This window comes from Desulfuromonadaceae bacterium (assembly GCA_019429445.1).
Lineage (GTDB): Bacteria > Desulfobacterota > Desulfuromonadia > Desulfuromonadales > JAHYIW01 > JAHYIW01.
On the sequence record JAHYIW010000003.1, the window covers coordinates 99,458 to 120,195 of the forward strand.

General features: G+C 56.6%; 19 protein-coding genes. 5 read left to right on the forward strand and 14 right to left on the reverse strand.

From position 1 onward, the window contains the following. The first annotated feature begins 26 nt into the window (after positions 1-26). The 3 genes from K0A93_01925 to K0A93_01935 are packed head-to-tail and all read left to right on the forward strand — an operon-like array spanning position 27 to position 3,318. The gene (locus K0A93_01925; protein MBW6510862.1) at positions 27-593 is read left to right on the forward strand and encodes a YfiR family protein; all 567 of its coding nucleotides are present in this window, start codon (positions 27-29) and stop codon (positions 591-593) included. Continuing rightward, positions 590-2,116, forward strand: a complete 1,527-nt coding sequence (locus K0A93_01930; GenBank protein MBW6510863.1) for a hypothetical protein — start codon at positions 590-592, stop codon at positions 2,114-2,116. Before K0A93_01925 ends, K0A93_01930 begins: the two co-directional genes overlap by 4 nt. Continuing rightward, positions 2,113-3,318 (forward strand): response regulator, encoded by a 1,206-nt coding sequence (locus K0A93_01935; GenBank protein MBW6510864.1) that lies wholly within the window; start codon positions 2,113-2,115, stop codon positions 3,316-3,318. Before K0A93_01930 ends, K0A93_01935 begins: the two co-directional genes overlap by 4 nt. 1 nt (position 3,319) lies before the next feature. On the opposite strand, the gene K0A93_01940 is transcribed toward K0A93_01935, so the two are convergent. Both K0A93_01940 and trkA read right to left on the reverse strand, forming a co-directional pair. Next, on the reverse strand, positions 3,320-4,762 hold the full coding sequence (locus K0A93_01940) for a TrkH family potassium uptake protein (GenBank protein MBW6510865.1): 1,443 nt from the start codon (positions 4,760-4,762) through the stop codon (positions 3,320-3,322). Next, positions 4,763-6,115 (reverse strand): Trk system potassium transporter TrkA, encoded by a 1,353-nt coding sequence (gene trkA / locus K0A93_01945; protein ID MBW6510866.1) that lies wholly within the window; start codon positions 6,113-6,115, stop codon positions 4,763-4,765. Between the two features lie 156 nt (positions 6,116-6,271). Here trkA and K0A93_01950 point away from each other — a divergent pair, with 156 nt between their 5' ends. Next, positions 6,272-6,556 (forward strand): HNH endonuclease, encoded by a 285-nt coding sequence (locus K0A93_01950; protein MBW6510867.1) that lies wholly within the window; start codon positions 6,272-6,274, stop codon positions 6,554-6,556. Between the two features lie 178 nt (positions 6,557-6,734). On the opposite strand, the gene K0A93_01955 is transcribed toward K0A93_01950, so the two are convergent. From K0A93_01955 to ybgF, 12 genes are all read right to left on the reverse strand, one after another. After that, a complete protein-coding gene (locus K0A93_01955; protein ID MBW6510868.1) occupies positions 6,735-8,012 on the reverse strand; it encodes a hypothetical protein in 1,278 nt (425 codons plus the stop codon). A gap of 55 nt (positions 8,013-8,067) precedes the next feature. Next, entirely contained in the window at positions 8,068-8,943 is an 876-nt protein-coding gene (locus tag K0A93_01960) for a transposase (GenBank protein MBW6510869.1), read from the reverse strand. 97 nt (positions 8,944-9,040) lie between these two features. Continuing rightward, complete coding sequence (locus K0A93_01965) at positions 9,041-9,868, reverse strand: type II toxin-antitoxin system MqsA family antitoxin (protein MBW6510870.1); 828 nt, start codon at positions 9,866-9,868, stop codon at positions 9,041-9,043. After that, a complete protein-coding gene (locus K0A93_01970; protein ID MBW6510871.1) occupies positions 9,843-10,259 on the reverse strand; it encodes a hypothetical protein in 417 nt (138 codons plus the stop codon). Before K0A93_01970 ends, K0A93_01965 begins: the two co-directional genes overlap by 26 nt. Before the next feature lie 121 nt (positions 10,260-10,380). Next, a complete protein-coding gene (locus K0A93_01975; GenBank protein ID MBW6510872.1) occupies positions 10,381-11,070 on the reverse strand; it encodes a YggS family pyridoxal phosphate-dependent enzyme in 690 nt (229 codons plus the stop codon). Between the two features lie 139 nt (positions 11,071-11,209). Next, complete coding sequence (locus tag K0A93_01980; protein ID MBW6510873.1) at positions 11,210-11,821, reverse strand: Maf family protein; 612 nt, start codon at positions 11,819-11,821, stop codon at positions 11,210-11,212. Next, complete coding sequence (trmFO, locus tag K0A93_01985; protein ID MBW6510874.1) at positions 11,808-13,139, reverse strand: methylenetetrahydrofolate--tRNA-(uracil(54)-C(5))-methyltransferase (FADH(2)-oxidizing) TrmFO; 1,332 nt, start codon at positions 13,137-13,139, stop codon at positions 11,808-11,810. Before trmFO ends, K0A93_01980 begins: the two co-directional genes overlap by 14 nt. Before the next feature lie 205 nt (positions 13,140-13,344). Continuing rightward, entirely contained in the window at positions 13,345-15,711 is a 2,367-nt protein-coding gene (gene topA / locus K0A93_01990; GenBank protein ID MBW6510875.1) for a type I DNA topoisomerase, read from the reverse strand. 57 nt (positions 15,712-15,768) lie between these two features. Continuing rightward, a complete protein-coding gene (locus K0A93_01995; GenBank protein ID MBW6510876.1) occupies positions 15,769-16,251 on the reverse strand; it encodes a DUF494 domain-containing protein in 483 nt (160 codons plus the stop codon). A gap of 16 nt (positions 16,252-16,267) precedes the next feature. Then, the gene (gene dprA / locus K0A93_02000) at positions 16,268-17,353 is read right to left on the reverse strand and encodes a DNA-processing protein DprA (protein ID MBW6510877.1); all 1,086 of its coding nucleotides are present in this window, start codon (positions 17,351-17,353) and stop codon (positions 16,268-16,270) included. Between the two features lie 66 nt (positions 17,354-17,419). Beyond that, positions 17,420-18,433: a LysM peptidoglycan-binding domain-containing protein gene (locus K0A93_02005; protein ID MBW6510878.1), complete on the reverse strand. Its 1,014-nt coding sequence runs from the start codon at positions 18,431-18,433 to the stop codon at positions 17,420-17,422. A gap of 29 nt (positions 18,434-18,462) precedes the next feature. Beyond that, a complete protein-coding gene (gene ybgF, locus K0A93_02010; protein ID MBW6510879.1) occupies positions 18,463-19,116 on the reverse strand; it encodes a tol-pal system protein YbgF in 654 nt (217 codons plus the stop codon). A gap of 170 nt (positions 19,117-19,286) precedes the next feature. Between ybgF and K0A93_02015 the strand changes: the two genes are divergently transcribed. Beyond that, entirely contained in the window at positions 19,287-20,495 is a 1,209-nt protein-coding gene (locus K0A93_02015) for a U32 family peptidase (GenBank protein ID MBW6510880.1), read from the forward strand. The last annotated feature ends 243 nt before the right edge of the window (positions 20,496-20,738 follow it).

Below are 20,738 nucleotides of genomic sequence, written 5' to 3' on the forward strand. Positions count from 1 at the left end.
TTGTTGCGAGGGGAATGTGTAACAAGATGGGACCACGTTTTTTTCTTTTTTCACTGCTGATTATCCTGCTGTTCCTCCCCGCAGGAGCGTTGGGGCGTGACTTGTCCTACCGTTTTCCGACGGATCAGGTGACGGCAGCCTACCTGTATAATTTCGCCCTTTTCTCCCACTGGCCAAAGTCTGCTCTGGACCAGCGGGAGTTTTTTGTCATTGCCACCCTTGATAAAGATTTTGCTGACATTGCCGCCGCGACGCTCACCGGGCGGTATGTCGCTGACCGTCCGGTTAAAGTACAACTACTGCACAATCTTGACGAAGGTGATGCCGCGCCGCACATTGTGTTTTTTGGGGAAGGCGAAAGCCCTTCCCCCCCCTTGCTGACGCGAATCTCCCGGTTGCCGATACTCACGGTTGGCCGGGCACCCGATTTTACCGCGGCAGGGGGCATGATCAGGCTCTTTACGGTTGAGCGGCGCCTGCACTTTGTGATCAACCTCGTTGCAGCGAAAAAAGCCGGTATAACGATCAGTTCCGAGGTGTTGCGGTTGGCCGATGAGGTTGAAGGCAAGGTTCCGGTGAGGGGGATAGAATGATCTTCTCCTTTAGCAAGCTGCCGATCAAAACCAAACTGATCATCATGATGATGACCATCAGTTGCACCGCTATCCTCCTGGTTACCCTGATCAATGACCTGGTCAATGTGCATCAGGACCGTCGTGACACGGTTGCTGACCTGAGCGCCATCGGCGCTGTCGTTGCGTTCAACAGTCGTGCTGCGGTCGCTTTTAACGATGCCGACGCGGCAAATCAGATGTTGAGTGCCTTCCAGTTTGAACCTGAAATCGTTCAGGCTGTGTTGCTCGTTGATAATGCGCGCCCATTTGCGGAATTTTTGCGCAAGGGTCAACGCCAGGACACAGCGTGGCAATCTGTTGACTGGCCCGGAGGGGAAGTCTTTGCTACCCACGAATATTTTTCAGACGACTTTTTATATTTTTATCAACCGGTTGTCATCGCAGGCGAGCTGATCGGTAAACTATTTATCAAGGCGGAACTCAGTTCGTTGCGGGAGCGTTATCTGCTGACCAGCCTGATCAGCCTGGGGGCGCTGCTGGTCGCCGGGGTCGTTGCCTATTTTCTGACCTTGCGGTTACAACGCTTGATTTCAGAACCGCTGCAACAGCTGGTCGGTGAGATGGGCGAAGTTTTTGGTGACAAGCGCGACGAGGAAGCGCCGCAGATCGGGCGGGGTGCGGACGAAATCGGTGTTTTGCTGGACGGATTCAAGCGCATGCTGGCGCGGATTAATCAGCACGAAAGACAATTAACAACAGTCAACGCCAGGCTGGAGGAAAGGGTCAAGCAACGCACCGCTGAACTGGTATTGGCCAACGACCGCCTGACTTCGGAAGTTAACCGCCGGGTGCGTATCGAGAAAAAGAAGGACGCCCTGCTCGCGGAAAAAGAATTACTGCTCAGGGAAATTCACCATCGGGTGAAGAACAACTTGCAGGTGATCTCCAGTTTGATCAGCTTGCAACTGCGTAAAAATGGTGTTGCAGAAGGGCACTCCGAATTACTCTCCGTGCGCGAGCGCATCCGTTCCATGGCGCTGATTCACGAGCAGCTGTACCGTGGTGAGAAGTTGAATGAGGTTGCTTTTGATCATTTTATCAGGGTGTTCATCGACCAGCTTGCCGTTGTTTACGGGGCCACCGACCGGTCGATTACCGTTCGCGAAGAATTACATGCCGTGAACCTCAGTGTCGATCAGGCAATGCCTTGCGGCATGATTTTGAGTGAGTTGCTGGGAAATGCGTTTAAACATGCTTTCCTCGGCAGAAAATCGGGAAATGTGGTTGTGACTCTGCGCCAGGTGAGAGGTTTCGTGATGTTAAGTGTTGAAGATAATGGACGGGGGGGGATTGACAAAACAACGCGATCCCTTGGTTTAACTCTGGTGCACAGCCTGGCCGAACAATTAAATGGCGAGATGACATTTATCGACACAAACGGGTCGTGCGCCATCCTCAAGTTCCCCTTTCATGTCAGCAGGGCGACCGCCATTCTCGACCAGGCCAACAGTCACAAAGACGCTGAAAAGGATTTGATATGAGTAAGGGGCGCATTCTGGTTGTTGAAGATGAGCGTATCGTGGCGATGGATATTTGTGAAACCCTCGAAAATTATGGTTTTTCGGTGACCGGTTGCGTGACCTCCGGAGAAGAGGCGATTCGGGTCGCCACGCGCGAGAAGCCTGACCTGGTGTTGATGGATATTCGCCTGGGCGGAAAGATTGACGGCCTGGAAGCAGCGCGTGAGATTCAGCGTCAGAAGTGGACACCGATCGTATTTTTAACCGCATTTGGTGAGCAGGAATTGGTTGATCAGGCCATCGGCATTGATGCTTTCGGTTATATTCTCAAACCATTTGAGGAAAAAAGGCTCTGTGTTGCCATCGACCTGGCAATGAACCGGGGCCAGGTTGAACGCCGACTGCGGCAGACCATTGCCGGGGGGGATCGCGCCGCCGCTCCGCTTGACGCCAACGCCCCCTTCATTTTCAAGACCTTCGGCGGCTTGCAACTGTTGGTCGATAAGCGGGTGGTTTTGCGCAGTGAGCAACTGAGTAAGACCCAACGCGCACTTTTCGGATTATTGCTGAGCGCGTCCCTCAGGCAATTGCCGGTCGAGACCGTGGCCGCGGCTCTCTGGCCGGACAGCCCGGCACCGAAAGCGCGATCAAGTTTCGATTCGCTTATCTTGCGCACCCGCAGAGTGGTTGAAGCCGTCTTGCCCAAGGGGCGGGTCGATGATCTGATCGTGGTCAAGCACAGCATCCTGATGCTGCCCGACTGTCAGAGTGATCTGTCGCAATTTACACAGTTGTGCAAAACAGCTGCGGTGCACCTTAAACAACGCCACCTGAATGCCGCCGAGGGTTCGCTGCTGGCAGCGATCGAGCTGGCCAAAGAACCGTTCCTCCCGGTATTACCTGACTTTGCACCAGTGGTTGCGCAACGCCGGGAAGTGCAAACCCTGCTCAATAATTGTTGTTTGCAACTCAGCGCTATTTATTCCGCGCGGCGTGACGTTAGCGCAGCGATCAAGGTTGTCGAGGAGGTTATACTCAGGGAGCCACTGAATGATGTGGCGCTCAGGCGACTGGTGCGTTTGTATCAGGACAGTAACGCAGCATTACCGCTACGCAGTGCCCTCGATAGTTACCGGGACGCTTTGCTGGCCGGCGGGCACCCCCAGGGGGATGTCGAGCGCCTGGTTGCGGCTCTTTACGAAGACTGTTCGCTGGATGTGTAGTTTATTTGCGCCAGAAGCTGGGGAAGAAGAGAACCAGAACGGTAAAGAGTTCCAAGCGACCGGCGAGCATGCAGAAAATCAGGATGCCCTTGCCCGGATCGGAAACATGGGCAAAATTATCGGTGGGCCCGACACTGCCGAGTCCTGGGCCAATATTGCTGAGGGTGGCGATGACCGCTGCCGCGGCCGAAACCAGATCCAGCCCCGTCGCGGCAAGCATGAACGATGCGGCAACAAAGATCCCCATAAAAAGTGCAAAGAACCCGAGGATTGATTGCATGACCTCGCGATCAACCGGGGTGCCCCCGAGTTTTGCCAGCCGCACCGCCCGGGGGTGGATCAGCCGAAAGACCGACACCTGGGCATGTTTGAACAGGAGTAAAATGCGCGCAACTTTCATCCCCCCCCCGGTCGATCCGGCGCAGCCACCGACAAACATCAGAAATACCAGCAGATATTGAGCCAGCACCGGCCAGAGCTCGTAGTCTGCGGTGCCGAACCCGGTCGTGGTCAGAATCGAAACGGTTTGAAATGCGCTGTCGCGCAGACTCGTGGCGAGCGCGCCATGCCCCGTGTCGAAAGTCAAAAAAGTCAGCACAATTGTTACAACCAGCGTGATACCGACGTAGGTAAGGAATTCCTCGTTGCGCCGATATTCCTGAAATCGCCCGCGCAAGGCGTGATAGTGCAGTGAAAAGTTAATCCCCGCCAGAAACATGAAGACGATAATCACCCATTCGATGAAGGGACTGTCAAACGCCGCAACAGAAGCATTACGTGTTGAAAATCCCCCGGTTGCCAGGGTCGCAAAGGAGTGACAGATCGCCTCAAAAAAGTTCATGCCGCCGTACATCAACAGCAGCGTTTCCGCTGCTGTCAACAGCACGTAGACCCCCCAGAGGAGTTTCGCGGTATCCTGAATGCGGGGTTTCAGGCGGTCGGTGGTCGGCCCCGGCACCTCGGCTTTGAACAGTTGCATCCCGCCGACCCCGAGCATCGGCAGGATCGCCAATGACAGAACGATGATCCCCATCCCGCCGAGCCAATGGGTCAGGGCACGCCAAAACAGCAGGCTCTCGGGCAACCTTTCGATGTTGACCAGAATCGTCGAACCGGTGGTTGTAAAGCCGCTCATCGTTTCAAAGACCGCATCAAGGTACGAAGGGATCGCGCCACTGATGACGTATGGCAAAGCCCCGAAGAGGGCGTAGAACAGCCAGCCGAAAGAAACAATGGCAAAACCTTCACGTAATGAAAGTTCTTTATTGCTGCGACAGTTAAGGAACAGTACGGCCCCTGCCGCCAGGGAGGTTGTCGCCGCAGCGAGTAGCGCAAGTGCCGCACCGTCATCATACCAGAGCGAAAAGGGGACCGGGATGAGGAGCGCCGTCGCCAGAAAGAGGAGCAGTGCCCCAAGAATGCGTCCGGTCAGCAGAATATTCATTTAGCTGAAAAATCCTTCCACCTTGGCAAATGCACCCGGTAGAGCGAAAACCACGACCCGATCTCCGGCAGTCAGGATACTTTCACCGGTGGGGATTTCGTACTCCTTGCCACGTACGATCGCCCCAATCACCGCGCCACGGGGGAAGCTCAAATCCTTGAGGGGCAAATTGACAATCGCACAATCTGCCTTGACCTCAAGTTCGAGAATTTCGGAATTGCTCCCTTCGATTGTGGCGACAGAAACAATGTCGCCACGGCGCACATATTTAAGAATCGCTCCTGCCGCGGCGATCCGTGGCGAAACACAAACATCAATCCCCAGTGTCGACGCCAGGCTGAACAGTTCCGGCTGGTTGATCAGCGTCATGATGCGTTTCGCGCCATGCTGTTTGGCGAGCAGCGAGCAGAGAATGTTACTTTCATCATTCTCGGTTGCGGCGATAAAAACATCTGCACCTTCGATCCCTTCGTCTTGCAAGGTGTGGATATCGCTCCCTTCGGCGTGGATGACCAGGGTGTTTTTCAATTTGGCGGAAAGGGTCTCGCAGCGTTTCATATCACGGTCGATCAGCCGGGTATTGAACTTTTGTTTTTCCAGCTGTTCGGCTATGCGCAGGCCGATCCGTCCACCACCGAGGATGAAGGCACGTTGTGAGCGACTATGCGACACGCCCTCCAGCTTGAGCAAATACTGGATTGCAGGCAGGTCCTTATGGTGAGCGAAGACAAAAATGCTGTCGCCGGAGTAGATGATATCGTCGCCGCGGGGGATAATTGTTTGTCCTTGACGTGTGATCGCGGCAATGACAAAACGGTACATCCTGCGGATATCGCCCAGCTCTTTCAAGGTCAGATCACAGAGTGGGCTGTCCTCATTGATACGATAGCCGAGAAACTGAATCTGCCCGTCGACGAATTCAGCGACATCGAAGGCCCCGTGGCGACAGGCGATTTTGGCAATTTCATCAGCGACAGCATCCTCCGGGTTGATCAACAGGCTGATGCCGAGTTTTTCTTTGGAAAGGATCGCACCATGGCTGGAATATTCGATACTTTTGACGCGGGCGACTAACGTTTTAACGTGATATTCACGGGCGATGAGGCAGGCAAGGATATTGACTTCATCAAGGTCAGTGACAGCAATAAAAATATCCGTGGTCTTGATCCCGGCTTGTTCCAGACTCTCTGCACTGGCACCGTTGCCGAGGATGCCGAGTAAATTCAGACGGTCCCTGGCGCGGAGCAATTGGTCTTCATTGCTGTCCACCAGGGTGACTTCATGATTTTCCGCGGCCAGCCGTTCGCACAAAAAATAACCGACCTGGCCGGCACCAACAATCAGAATTTTCATAAATGACTTCGTTTCTTTCTGCTCCACGATTTCACAATCACAGCGGCAACACATGCCATATTTGAAAAAAATATGCAAGGCGAACAGATTCTAACATACTTGTTCGCCCTCTGCGGGTAAACTATAGTCCGAAAAAAAGAACCCTGGAGTTGTACTATGTTGATTGAACCGAGTGACGAAGATATCCGCCGCGAACGCAACAAGGCGCGTGAGCTGCGTAAAACCCGATGGTGGCAAAACCGGATCGCCGCTGGCCGTTGTCATTACTGCAACGCGCAGGTCGCCCCGAAGGAGCTGACCCTCGACCATGTGGTGCCGCTGATTCGCGGCGGGCGCAGCACCAGGGGAAATTGTGTGGCGGCGTGCAAGGCGTGCAATTCCAAAAAACAGAGTCTGCTACCGCTGGAGTGGGAGGAGTATCTGGAGTCTTTCCGAGAATAAGGGTCAAAGCGAAAATCCAGACGTTTGAGGGCAGATTTTGGCTCGTTTGCAGCCTCCCGTAGCTATGGGGCAAAAAGGAGCTGAAATATGAGCCAAACAGCTGGGTTTGCAGCCGGTCATTCATTCTCGGACAGGCTCCCTGGCGCGGCTGGAGAAATAACGGCGTAATTCAGGGATCTTATCCGGCAAGAAACCTGTTCCTCTGCCGGTGCAGATACAACCCCTCGACGCACTCCGCCGAAAGGAGCAGCAAGACCGCCAGCAACGCCCCGGAAATCGGCAGCGGCACAAGGGTCAGAAATCCCCACCAGCCGAGCATGTAGCCGGTCTTCAGGAGCGTCGAGCGCCCCAGCATCCCGGTGCGATGGACGCCGGCGAACCAGCCACGCAGCAGATTTGATCCCCCGTAGAGCAGTGGAAAAATCGCGCACAGCGCCAACGGCAAGGTCAGATAGTCGCGCAACAGTGAAGCCACCCCCATCAACGAACCGAAGATCAGCGGGTTCAATGGATAAGCAAGCACCAGCACGGTTACCCCCATCCCGATCCCCACGCGGACAAAAAACCGGGTCAACGCGGTAAAATCTTCAACGCTGTGTACCAACGTCAAATAGGCCTGTTGCAAGTTGCGCATCGGTCCCGCGAGCAGAAACAGGAAGCCGCGCACGATGCCGAAGGCGGCCAGCGCCAGGGTGCCGTCAGGCATCCGGCTGATGATTGCGTTGATCAGCAGCGGGATCGTCTGTTGCAGGCACGAGGAGTAGGCCAGCGGCAAGCCGTAACGAATAACCTCCCCGGTGGTTCGACCTTTGCCTTGCTCTGCGGGGAGCCTGACCCGCCAGGCGAAGAAACCGATCAGCAGCGATTCCGTTGCGACACACATCAACAATCCGAACGCCCCGATCTGCCCGCCGGAAAACCAGCGGGTGCCGAGCAGCAAAAATCCAAACAGCGCGCCGATGCGCACCCCGGTGGCCAGCGATACCAGCGCCGTGCGCCGCGCGCGGATCACCAGCCCCTGCGCCAATCCACGAAAACCGGTGAAAAAAGGGAGGCAAACAAGCAGGGCGAGGACGCTTTGCGCTTCACTCATGACCGCGCTATTCACCCCGAGCAGGTCGCGCAGCAGCCAGACGCCCAGCGGCGTAAAAGCAACCAGCGCCAGCATGATCGAGATGTAGGTAGCCACCAGCACGATGAAGATCGCCATGCTCCGCAACGACTGGCGGTCGCGGACCATGGCGATAGTGATCGTATGGTTCTGGTAGGAGGGAGAAGCGAGAAAGAGGTGAACAACCATCGCCACCGAAAACCCGGCCAGCGCGGTGATAAAATCGTCCTGCCGCGCCAGAATGGCGTTGATAATCGAATGCGAAACGCTCATCAGCTGGACGTTGAGAACCAGCGGAAAGAAGAACAGGGCGATCTCTTTTTGGGTCAGACGATGGGAGGTCATGGTAGGGTTGTTTACAAGGGATGCGCGCGGCTGTCAATGGTTAATAACATCGGGGTCAAGTCTTGCAATCGTGCAAATCGGTCTCAACTTTTTTTATCGCCCGGCTCACCGTCGCGTAATGCACGCCCAGAAAATCTGCAATCTCTTTCAGGGTATAACCAAAATCACGGTAGGCCCGGAAGGCTTTTGCATCCCGTTCCGATCTGCTCACCAGTGGGGACATTGTCATGAGATTGCTCAGGGATGGCCTCGCGGCGAAGCGTTCTTCTTTCGGAACCTCCACCAGTTGTTCCTGGTCGGCGAGTCGTGGTCCAAGCTTTTCGGTGAATCCTTCCTTGCCCAGAAAAACGCGACCGATCAACGCATCCCATGGGCTACAGTCCGTTATCCTCGCGCCGACGAACTCCCGGTACCGATCCCGCGCCTCATCGATATTTTCGCTGAACTGGCTGAGAACCCAATCAACGCTCAACCATTCCGGTGCGGGGGCAAGTCCGCAGGTCGCCTGGAAACTGCTCCACAGCCATTCCCCAGGCGTCGAAGCGATATCTGCTGCCACCGGATTCTGGACAATGTATCGACAGAGCTGGAGTAGATAACTCTCCTTTTCGACCACTATCGCTTTAAAGCGCCCCTGCAAAAGATGACCGACCAAACCGTGCCGTTTGTTGTATCTCTGGGTATAAACGCCATTGAGTTGGCGCATTCCCTGCGACAGGTTGGCATTCGGGGTTTCGATCAGCAGATGATAGTGGTTGTCCATCAGGCAGTAGGCATGGCAAAACCAGCGGTAGCGGGTGACAACGGAATGCAGTACCTTTAGAAATTTTTCCCGGTCAACATCGTCGGCATAAATGGCATTCCGAGCATTGCCACGGGAAGTCACATGATAAACTGCGCCTGGATATTCAATACGTAATTGTCGGGCCATGGGTAAAAAATTACCATAGAAATGTTTGATTGCAAGACTTGACCCCGGTGGACCCCGGTGCTTTTGACCCCGGCGCTTGGTTGATCAAATTCAGTGGTCATGGGAGATCCTTGAGGTGAGGCATTTCGATCAGTTCAGCGGCACGGGAATAGGGAATCAGCGCCCCGGTCGGGCAGCCCTGCCAGAGTGCTTCGCGGTGTGAAGCATCGAACACCTGTTTATTGGTCGGAAAGGTTTTGGCAACCAGTGCGATAATGGCTGCTTCTGTTTGACTGAGCGGGGGGACATCGGTTAAATCAGCCTTGAATATCTCATCGACCAGATCGCGATAGTTGTTAAGCTGAGGTCCCATCGGCAGAGCCGCATAGGTGGACCCGGTCATGCTTCGGCCAAGATCGCGACAGGCGCTCATGTCGGCATACCAGAGGTATTTGGCCGCATAGAGCATACGATCATCTTTTTTCAATAATGGACGCCCTAACTGCGATTCAAAAGCATCGAGAACCAGACGGATGCGCGGGATGGAAAAATCGCGGTTACCGGTGTGTTCGTTGCACGGATGGTCTTGCAGCAGAGTGCGCAGCAGGTTATCCATCGACTTGCTTTGAACCACTCCGGTTTCCCAGCGTTTGATGCTGGCAACACCAACCTCCAGCGCCTCAGCCAGGGCCTGTTGCGAAAAACCCTGTTTCTGGCGCAGCTGACGAATTTCTTCACTGCTGAGCAGGCCAACGGCATGCCGGTAAGCATCGGCCAGCCGTTCCTGCATGGTCGCGGTTTCTTCAGTATCAGCCAGCTCCAACCCACAATCGCAACACTGGTGCAGTCTGGCGGTGTAAGTGACATCCACCCCTTTGACTTGGGTTTGTTTTTCAACGTTGACCTGCGCTACTCGCCCCTCACAGCTGGGGCAGATCTCTTTCATGGATTGACTCATCTTGGGTTCTCCACTTCTCCCCCGTACTGGTGCAAACATGCAGCGACACCAGGTAAAACCATGCGTTCTGGAGAGAAAACTTGTAGTAGACGCGCGGCTCAAATCTCTGGCACGACACCGAAAACGCCCACAAATCGAGATTGCGAATCCGCTTTTCGTAAGATCTTTCGGGTGGATGATGGCCTGCATAACGATCCGGCCCGGTGTTGTTCAGAAGCTCCAGTAAAACCAGTTGCAATTCATGCCGAATCGAATAGCCGAGGGCCATGGCATCTGAAACAATAACAGCAGGTTCGATAAGGATAATTCGATTGTCGTGAACCGCATCACGCGCGAGGTGAAGTTTACCGTTCAGTTCCTTATGGCTCGGTCTTGCCATTGTATCCCCTCAAAAAAGCCGAGGTGGCAGGAACCAGACCTCGGCGTAAGTATGGTATCAATTGATACCATTGTCAAGTTTTAATATCAGCGACTTTCCAGCCTCATCTTTTTCCGCTATCTCAACGCTCCCCGAAGATCGCCGACCCGACCCGCACCAGCGTCGCCCCTTCCTCAATCGCCACCTCAAAATCGTGACTCATCCCCATCGACAATTCGTTCATCTCCACTCGGGGGATATGCAGCGCGGCAATCCCGGCGGCCAGTTCGCGCAGTTCGCGGAAGAAGGGGCGCACCGCTTCGGGGTCGTCCTCCCAGGGCGGCAACGCCATCAGTCCGCGAATGCGGAGGTTTGGCAGCGCGGCGACCTGACGCACCAGCTTTTCGAGGGCGGCGGCGGTGGTCCCCGATTTGGTCTGCTCGGCACCGAGATTGAGCTGAATGAGGATGTCGGCGATTGCCGCGTCCTTGCCCCACTGCTTGTCGATCTCCTCGGCCAGCGACAGGCGATCGACGGAGTGGATCAGGGCGACATGGCCGCACAGGTACTTGACCTTGTTCGATTGCAGCCCGCCGATAAAGTGCCAGACGACCGGGTCGCTGAGCTGCTCGGCCTTGTCCCGCAACTCCTGCGCGTAACTTTCGCCGAAAACGGTTTGTCCGGCGGCAAACGCCGCGCTCACATCGGCCGCCGGTTTGATCTTGGAAACCGCGACCAGCCGAACGGCTGACGGATTACGTCCGGAACGAGCACACGCAGCAGCAATCCGGGTATGAATGGCAGCAAGATTCGCGGCGATATTTTCAGGCATTGTCATCTTCCTTTTCTGGTTTTTACCACCCGTTCGTTGCACTCACTGGAGGCACGAGGACACGAAGAGCGCAAGCAGGGTTGGCCGATTCAAGATCCGCCTTGATCAGATTTGATCAGCGGCCTATTGCCCTTTGCCCTTAAGTGGTCTCTGTTGCGCCGAACATGCGGTGCGCGCCGAGTGCTTCGAGGCGCGTGACGACTTCACAGACTGGCAGGCCGACAACATTCGGATAGCTGCCGTCGATGGCGCGGACCATGAACATGCCGCGTCCCTGGATGGCGTACGCTCCGGCCTTGTCCATCGGTTCACCAGTGGCAATATACCCCACGATTTCAGCGTCGGTCAACTCCTTGAAGGTGACCACGGTGACGCAGGCGTAGGCCTCCTGCTGTCCGCTGAGGCGGTCGATGATGGCGTAGCCGGACCAGACGCGGTGACTGCGGCCGGAGAGGGAACGCAACATTGCCGCCGCATCGGCGGCGTCGCACGGCTTGCCGAGGATTACGCCGTCGCGCACCACGACGGTGTCGCTGCCGATGAACCAGCGCCCGGCAACCTCGGCGCGGGCGGCGACCTCGCGGGCCTTGGCGAGGCTCAGGCGGGTGACATGGGCCTGCGGAGTCTCGTCCGGCAAGACTTCTTCCGGGGCGGTGCTCGGTACCACGGTGAACTGCACTCCGACCTGAGTCAGCAGTTCACGCCGCCGCGGTGAAGCCGACGCCAGGACAATCTGTTCATTCTCCGCCATCGCGGCGCTCCTCCATGAGCTGTGCCCACCACGGGGCGAGATCGGCCAGGGCGCGTTCCGCCTGGGCGAGGCGGCGGTCGGCGCGTTTAAGTTTGCGGGTTTCCGTCAGCGGCGGGAAGAGGCCGTAATTGACGTTCATCGGCTGAAAATTGTCGGCGTCGGCACTGCGCAGATGGGTCAGCAGCGCGCCGAGCGCGGTGGTCTGCGGCGGCGGGACGACGGTCATCCCCTTGAGCGTCCGGGCGGCAAAGATCCCGGCCAGAAAGCCGCTCCCGGCCGATTCGACGTACCCTTCGACACCGGTGATCTGACCGGCAAAGAAGATGCGCGGATCGGTCCTGGCGCGCAACCGCCCGTCAAGGGTGCGCGGCGCGTTGATAAAGGTGTTGCGGTGCATGCTGCCGAGCCGCGCGAAGCGGGCATCGCGCAGTCCGGGGATGGTACGGAAGATGCGCCGCTGTTCCGGGTAGGTCAGTTTGGTCTGGAAGCCGACGATATTGAAGAGGGTGGCGTGGCGGTTGTCCTGGCGCAGCTGAATCACCGCGAACGGTTCCCGCCCGGTACGCGGATCGGGCAGTCCGACCGGCTTCATCGGTCCGAAGGCGAGGGTCAGCGGGCCGCGCGCCGCCAGCTCCTCGATCGGCATGCACCCTTCAAAGTGAATGGCCTGTTCAAAGTCGCGCGGCTGGACTTTTTCTGCCCCGTTGAGGTCGTCGATAAAACGCAGGTACTCCTCCTTGCCAAGGGGGCAGTTGATGTAGTCGTCCCCCCCCTTGGCGTAGCGGGAGGCGCGCCAGGCGCGGGAGAAATCGATCGAGTCAACTTCGATGATCGGCGCGATGGCGTCATAAAAATAGAGTTGCTCGGCTCCGGTAAAGCGAGCGATGGCGGCGGCGAGGGGCGGGGAGGTCAAAGGGCCGCTGGCGATAATGACCGTCCCGGCAGCGGGAATCGCGGTGAGCTCTTCGCGGATCAGCTTGATTCGTGGATGAGCGGTAATCCGCGCGGTGATGAAGGTGGCGAAGGCTTCCCGATCAACCGCCAGCGCCCCGCCCGCCGGGACCGCCGTGGCATCGGCGGCGGCAATGAAGAGACTGTGGCAACGCCGCAGCTCTTCTTTCAGGCAGCCGACGGCGTTATTCATCCCCGCGCCGCGCAGGCTGTTGGAGCAGACCAGTTCCGCCAGCTCTTCGCGCTGATGGGCCGGTGAATAGCGCAGCGGTTTCATTTCGTAGAGGGTGACGTGCAGCCCCTCCGCCGCTGCTTGCCAGGCGGCCTCGCAACCGGCCAGACCGCCGCCGATAATGGTGATATCCATGCTTGATCCTTGCAAATGGTGTTAAGTCGAATGATTTATGGTCTGTTTTTACCACGGAGTTCACGAAGCTCACCAAGAAAAATAAAACAGGTGATCGTTTCCTCGTCTCCTCAGCGTGCTTCACGCTGAAATCATTTTTTTTAAACACAAACCGGCCGGACCCTGAGGTCCGGCCGGACAGGTGAAACAGTAACCAGATGATCGGTCAGGATGACTTTTTTTTCGCTTTTTCCCTGGCCACAGGCTTCTTGGCGGCAGTTTTTTTCGCGGGAGCCTTCTTCTCGACCGGCCGCTTTTGCGGCTCGATCAGCACCTTGCTGTATTCGCACTCATCCTGCGGACAGCGCTGCACGGTGCCGAAGCGTTTGGTGGTCTTGATTACCGTCAGCGGCCATTTACACAGCGGGCACGGCTCTTCTTTCGGTGGATCCCAGAGGGCATATTTGCAGGACGGATAGCGGTTGCATGAATAGAAGATTTTGCCGTAGCGGCTCTTCTTCTCCATCAATACCCCCTCTTTACACGTCGGGCAGGGAATATCGAGCGATTTCGGCTTTTCCAGCGGCTGAATATTCTTGCACCCGGGGTAGGCGCTGCAGGCAAGGAATTTGCCGTAGCGGCCCATCTTGATCAGCATCGGCGCACCGCATTTGTCACACTTTTCGTCCGAGACCTCCGGCTCTTCAGCGGGCTGGCCATCGCTGGTCAGCGGCTCGGTATGGCGGCATTCGGGGAAACCGGAACAGGCCAGAAACCGCCCGGAGCGGCCAAGCTTGATGACCAGTCCCTTGCTGCACTTGGGGCAGGTTTTGTCGGTCTTTTCAGTGGTGACGTCAGACTTGTTGACCTCGGTGTCTTTTTGTTTCAGCAGGGTGATAAACGGCTGCCAGAATTCCCGGAGGGTCGGCCGCCACTCTTTTTCACCGCGCGAGATCGCGTCGAGTTTTTCTTCCATTCCGGCGGTAAAGGCGTAATCAACGTAAGTGGCAAAATGTTCCGCCAGCAGGTTACTGACGACCATGCCGACATCTTCCGGCTGAAACGCTTTTTTCTCCATCCGGACATATTTGCGGGTGGTCAAAGTCTGGATAATGCTGGCGTAGGTTGACGGGCGGCCGATGCCATATTCCTCCAAAGTCTTAACCAGACTCGCTTCAGTGAACTTTGGTGGTGGTTGGGTAAAGTGCTGCTCCGGCACCAGCTCCTTGAGGGCAACAGTTTCGCCTTCAGCCATGACCGGCAACAACCCCTCCTGGTCCTCATCGCCATTCTGATCTTTTCCCTCGATATAGAGTTGCATGAAGCCGGGAAACTCGACGACCTGACCGCTGGCGCGAAGGAGAAATTTTTCCCCGGCGGCGATATCGACGGAGGTCGCGGCGAGGAGTGCCGCAGCCATTTGTGAAGCGACGGTGCGTTGCCAAATCAACTGGTAGAGTTTGAACTGATCGGAGCTGAGATATTTCCTGATCGCTTCCGGGGTTCGTGTGAGGGTCGTGGGGCGCACCGCCTCGTGAGCTTCCTGGGCGTTTTTGCTCTTATTCTTGAAGATGCGCGGAGCCGCTAAGGCGTATTCAGCACCATACTGCGCGGTGATGACCTGGGTGGCTTCTTCCAGGGCCACTGACGACAGGGTCAGTGAATCGGTTCGCATGTAGGTGATCAGACCGACGGCACCTTCGCTGCCGACGTCAATCCCCTCATAGAGCTTTTGCGCCACGGTCATCGTCTTGCGCGCGGTAAAGCCGAGCTTGCGGCTTGCTTCCTGTTGCAGGGTACTGGTGGTGAACGGGGCGCTGGGATTGCGTTTTTTGGTCTTCTTGTCGATCCGGGCGACCCGATAATCGGCCGTGCGCAACGCAGTGGCCAGTTCGTCGGCATAGGTCTGATTGGTGATCCCGAGTTTGTCGAGTTTTTTGCCGTCGACTGAGTAGAGTCGCGCGCTGAACGGCTCTTTGCGCAACGTATCGAGGGTCGCTTCTATCGACCAGTATTCTTCGGGATTAAAAGCGTCGATCTCCTTCTGCCGTTCGCAGATCAGGCGCAACGCTACCGACTGAACGCGCCCGGCGGAAAGTCCATAACGTATTTTCTTCCACAAGAAGGGGGAGAGATTGAAGCCGACCAGATAGTCGAGGACCGAGCGCGCCTGCTGAGCATCGACCATCTCTTTGGAGACCGCACGAGGTTGCTGCATCGCGGCGAGGATCGCGCCCTTGGTGATTTCATTGAAGACCACCCGTTTAACTGTTGGTTTGGCACCATTTTCGTCGATCCCGAGGGCTTGCAGCAGGTGCCAGGCGATGGCCTCCCCCTCGCGGTCAAGGTCAGTGGCGAGGATCAGTTCATCGGCACCCTTGGCGGCATTTTTCAGCGTCTGAATGTGTTTTTCGCTGTCCGCCAGGATCTGGTATTGGGGCTCGAAGTCGTTATCGACATCGACCATCCCTTGTTTACTGGGGATGGCGCGGACGTGACCGTACGAGGCCAGAACCTTGTAGCCCTTGCCGAGAAATTTTTCGATAGTCTTCGCCTTGGCAGGCGATTCGACGATAACAAGCGATTGTGCCATAGTGCCTTTCCAATAACTCAAAGCAAAGGGCCGCGGGGTGTCCCGTGGCCCTTTGCTTCAGTGATAGAGTCGTGACCAGTCATCCTCCAGGATGCAGTCAACTTCGCGGAGCCAGTCGTAATGGGCGTGGGCGAAGAGGGTCAAAATGGTCAGCGTTTTGAGCTCCTTTAAACCAATATCATCATCGTAGCCGTGAACCGCTTTGTCGATAATCTCTTCAAGAACAATGTCGTCAAGAATGCCGAGGTTGCGCAGTTGGGTCAGAAAACCGCGGGCATCCGCCGAGAGAACGCGTGTTTCTGCCTGACTGAAGACGCGGTTGGTGGGATGAATGTTCCCCAGCGAGGTCGGTGCGCGATGCGGTAGCGAGACGTTCTCCATCCACGAAAAAGCCGCATCGATTTCCTCTTCCTTGAAACCGACCGACAGTAATTCATCGACGATGTCGCTGTTGGCGGGGATTTCGCTGTCATCCAGAACATATTGAGCGATCAGGCTGACAATGGCCAGAACCCGTTCACGAAACGGTTTTGAATTCATGAGACTCTTTGCTGAACTAAAAATCGGCGCGGATATAGCGCGAACCGGGGAGTTGCGTTATGCCTCCCTGTAGCTCCAGGTGCAGTAAAATAGCGGAAAGCTCTATAGGTGTCAAGCCGGTTTTCCGCACCAGATCGTCACCATGCAACGGTTCCGGACCGAGGGCAAGATAGGTTTGCAGTGCTGCGCCGGTCAATGTTTCGGCAAAGCTCTGGTGCTTCTGCACGGTTTCGCGCGGGGGGGTTGCTGGCCAGAGATATTCAAGGATATCGCGTGCTTCGGTCACCGGTTGAGCCCCCTCTTTCAACAGCCGATTGACGCCAATACTGCCGGAGGCATAAACCGCACCCGGCGCGGCAAAAACTTCGCGGCCCTGTTCAAGGGCAAAGTCGACGGTAATCAGTGACCCGCTTTCCGCTGCGGCCTCGACGACCAGGACGCCTTTGCTCAGTCCGCTGATAATCCGGTTGCGACCGGGAAAATGACCGGCAACCGGCGGTGCGTCTGGCGGGTATTCTGAAATAATCGCGCCCTGCTCGGGGATTCGCTCAAACAGCCGGGCGTTTTCTCGCGGGTAGATGCGATCGATACCGCAACCGAGAACCGCGATGGTTTGTCCTTTACCTTCCAGCGCGCCGGTGTGTGCGGCACTGTCGATGCCGCGGGCCAGCCCGCTGACAATCGTGATATCGTGAGCCGCCAGTTCCGCGCACAGGGCGGTTGCCCACTGGCGGTTCCCGGCCAGGGGCTGGCGACTGCCAACAACGGCAAAGGCGTCTTGTTCCGGCAACTGGCCGCGGACATAGAGGAGTGTTGGCGGATCGTGTATTGCCGCGAGCGGTTGCGGGTAGGCGGGGTCAAAGATCGAGATAATGCGCACCGCGAGTTGGTTCAGGCGGTCGCACGTTGCGGCACAAAAATCGGCAGATGGACGATTATGCGCAACATCGGGGCGGGTTCCGGCGCGGGCGATCCAGTCCGCAGGGGAAGCGCCACACGCAGCAGCTGGAGAGCCGAAAGTGCCGACGAGACGTAGCAGACCGGTACGACCGAGTCCGGGGGTCAGGTGGAGACGCAGCCAGTGCTGTTCTGTTTCGGTCATAAACCCCTCCCGAAAAAACGGCCAGCGCGTTTGCGCTGGCCGACGTAGAGTAAAAAACGGTTGCAGTTACTCGCTGATCGTGACGACCTGGTCGCCATTCTCGATGTAGTTGTTGGCACTCAGGGTCAGGGCCGTTGCCGTTGTGGCACGGACTTCAATGACCACCGCCTTGCCCAGTTGAGTGTCCGGCATCCGCGTCTCCGGTTGCTGCAAGCCAAGTCCGGTCGCCTGTCCGGGACGGAAAATTTGCAGCATGTTCCCTGGCGCAAGTCCGTCCTTTTGGCCCAGATCAATGTAGACGATTTCGTTGGAGCCGATCGTTACCCGATCATTCGCTGACGTCAGCAGGTAGCCTTCGAGCACCCGCCCCGTTTTTCTCAACGCCACTTCCCTGGGGGTTTCAATGTACGGCCGCAGACGAGCTCCGCGCTCAATTTCCCGGTCGACGGCAATGATTTTAGCGGTGGCGACATCTTTGCCGATAGACAGAACTTCAAGTTGACCGAGATTGAATACCTTAAAGCCAGCGGGCTGCTGTGTGACCGGATGAAGAACCTGCTCGCCCACTTTAAAAAGGGTGAACTTGTCACCCGGAATGGTCGCAGCAAGATCGCGCATTTTGACGAAAACGATATTTTCCCGGCTGATCAGGGCGCGTTCATCGACGGTGTCGACCAGCGTTCCACTATCTTTCAGTTCCTCGGGGGTGATAAAGCTGATGGCAACCGGAGGGATTTTGACCATTTTGCTCGGTGCTGATGTTGCCACCGCCGCTACTTTATCCGGTTCTGCGACGGCCACATCTTCCGCTCCCTGCTGCGGTTCAGGGGCAACCGGCACAACCTCGATACGGTCACTGTAGATAAACAGCTTTTGTCCCGGATAAATCAGATGGGGATTGGGGATTTCAGGATTTTTTGACCAGAGACTCGGCCAGAAATGTGGATCTTTGATGAAGCGCTCGGAAATCCCCCAGAGGGTATCGCCTTTCTTGACGACATACACGCGCGGGGTCTCGGCGAACGTTACCGTCGCTGTTCCCAAAATCAAAACCAATAGAAGGATTCCACGTAACAACATTCTCTCCCCCTTCGGGCGGTGTGCGTTGCTCAGTTTAACGGCTTGCGTGCTTCGCTGCTGCCGGGATAGCGTTTGCGCAACGTGGTCAGGACTTCGGCTGCTTTCTGTGTCGCGCCGCTACGCTCGTACGTTACGGCCTCTTTCCATAAGGCTTTTGGCGCAAGTGCGGAACGAGGATAATCCTCAGCGATGCTGTGGAAGGTTGCCGCCGCTCGCGGATGTTTACTTTGCGCCAGATAACATTCCGCCAGCCAGAATCTTGCATTGGTGACATATTCGTTGTTCGGAAACAGGGCGACGAAGCGGGTGAAATCGGTTTCTCCCTGGGGATAATCACCCGCTGCATACGCGGCAAAAGCCTTGCGATAAAGTTCAGCCGGGGTGACTTCTGTCTGTGGCACCGTTGCAATATCTGCCGGAGCAGAAGGGGCGGCCTCGCGCAACTGCTCGATCACCGCCTGCTGATCCATAACCCGTGCTTCGAGGAGCAACAGGTTGTCCTGAAGCTGGACGAGGCGCTGGTCAAGTTTCTGCTGATCAGCGGCCAAACGTTCCAGCGCCTCCGCAGATGCCGGGGAAAGCGCCGTTGTCCGAGGCGTCGCGGCACAGGCAGTAAGCAACAAGGGCAAAAGCACCGTGACGATCAGGACGCATTTTTTGACGAAGGATGGATCGTTCTGCATAGTCTTTCCAGGGGTTTATAATTGGGCAAAATTATAGCTTTTTCCGATCACTGTCAAGCGGTAAAGGGCCGGGTGGGGGGGAGGAGGTGTGCAGGGATGAATGACGGGGCAGACGGACCGATTTCTTTTATGTTATTGTCGGGGACACAACCCCAGGAAAGCAGGTCATTATGAAACAACCGGAGCTGTTGGTTCCCGCCGGGAATATCGAAAAATTACGTACAGCAATCAATTACGGAGCAGATGCTGTTTATGTCGGTGGCGAGCATTTCGGGTTGCGGGCGTTAGCCGGCAACTTCAGCCTGGCCGATTTGCGCCTTGCCCGCACGCTGACGCGGGACGCCGGGAAGCGGTTGTATCTGACCTTGAATGCCTATTTGCGCCCCTCAGAATTCCCGGCGCTGGAAGCGTATCTGACGGCATTGCAGCCGTTGGCGATTGATGCCTATATTGTCTCTGATCCGGGGGTGCTGGCGACGGTGCGACGCTGCGATCCGCAGCGGGAGATCCATCTTTCTACCCAGGCCAACACGGGGAACACCGCCGCTGCCAAATTCTGGCGGGAGGCAGGGGTGTCGCGCATCAATCTGGCTCGTGAAGCGACCCTTGACGACCTGCGGGCGATCAGCGTCGATTCCGGAGTTGAGGTCGAAGTGTTTGTCCATGGCGCGATGTGCGTTGCTTATTCGGGGCGCTGTCTCCTCTCGGCGGCGATGACCGGACGCAGCGCCAATGCCGGAGCGTGCGCCCACCCGTGTCGCTGGAAATATGCGCTGGTCGAGGAAACGCGCCGCGCTGAAAGTTTTCCGATCGAAGAGGATGCGCGCGGTACCTACATCATGAACAGTCGCGATCTTTGCCTGATCGACCATCTGCCAGAAGTGCTGAACGCCGGTGCGACCAGCCTGAAGATTGAAGGGCGGATGAAAAGTGTTTATTACGTGGCGGTTGTCTCGCGCGTGTATCGCGCCGCCCTCGATGCCTGGCTGGCTGATCCCGCCGCCTATCGCTGCAACCCTCTCTGGCGGCAGGAGCTGGAAAAAGTCAGTCATCGCCCCTATGACAGCGGATTTTTGTTCGGCCAGGATGACCCTTTGATTGAACCGCAGCGCTCCGGTTATTTACGCAGCACTGATTTTATCGGCATGGTTGAATCGGTCAGTGCCGATGGTCGTGCGCTGGTGATCGGCCGGAATCGCTTTTTCCCTGGCGAACAGCTCGAATTGATCGGCCCGGCGCTGCGCCAGTTCCGCTTCACGGTCGCGACACTCCACAGTGAAGAGGGGATGGTACTGACTGTCGGGCAGCCGAATGCGCGCATCGTGATGACGCTGCCGCCTGGTGCCCGATCGGGAGATATGTTGCGCAGAGATCACTGAATGCTCCAAAAGGGGGAGGGGAAGAAACAAAGCCCCGCGGGGGCGAGGGGCTTGACTGCATAACAGGGCAGAGGAGGCAGATGTGAGGCTGCCGGGTGTGGCATTTGCGCAACAATCTCGTCGGGAGCTGTGCAGGCTGTCTGTGGAAAGTCTTGTCATTTCATCAAGTTAGTGTTTTCTTAAACCGGTGGCATGCTCTTTGTATAATAGTATCCACGATTACTTGTGCTGAACGTTAACCAC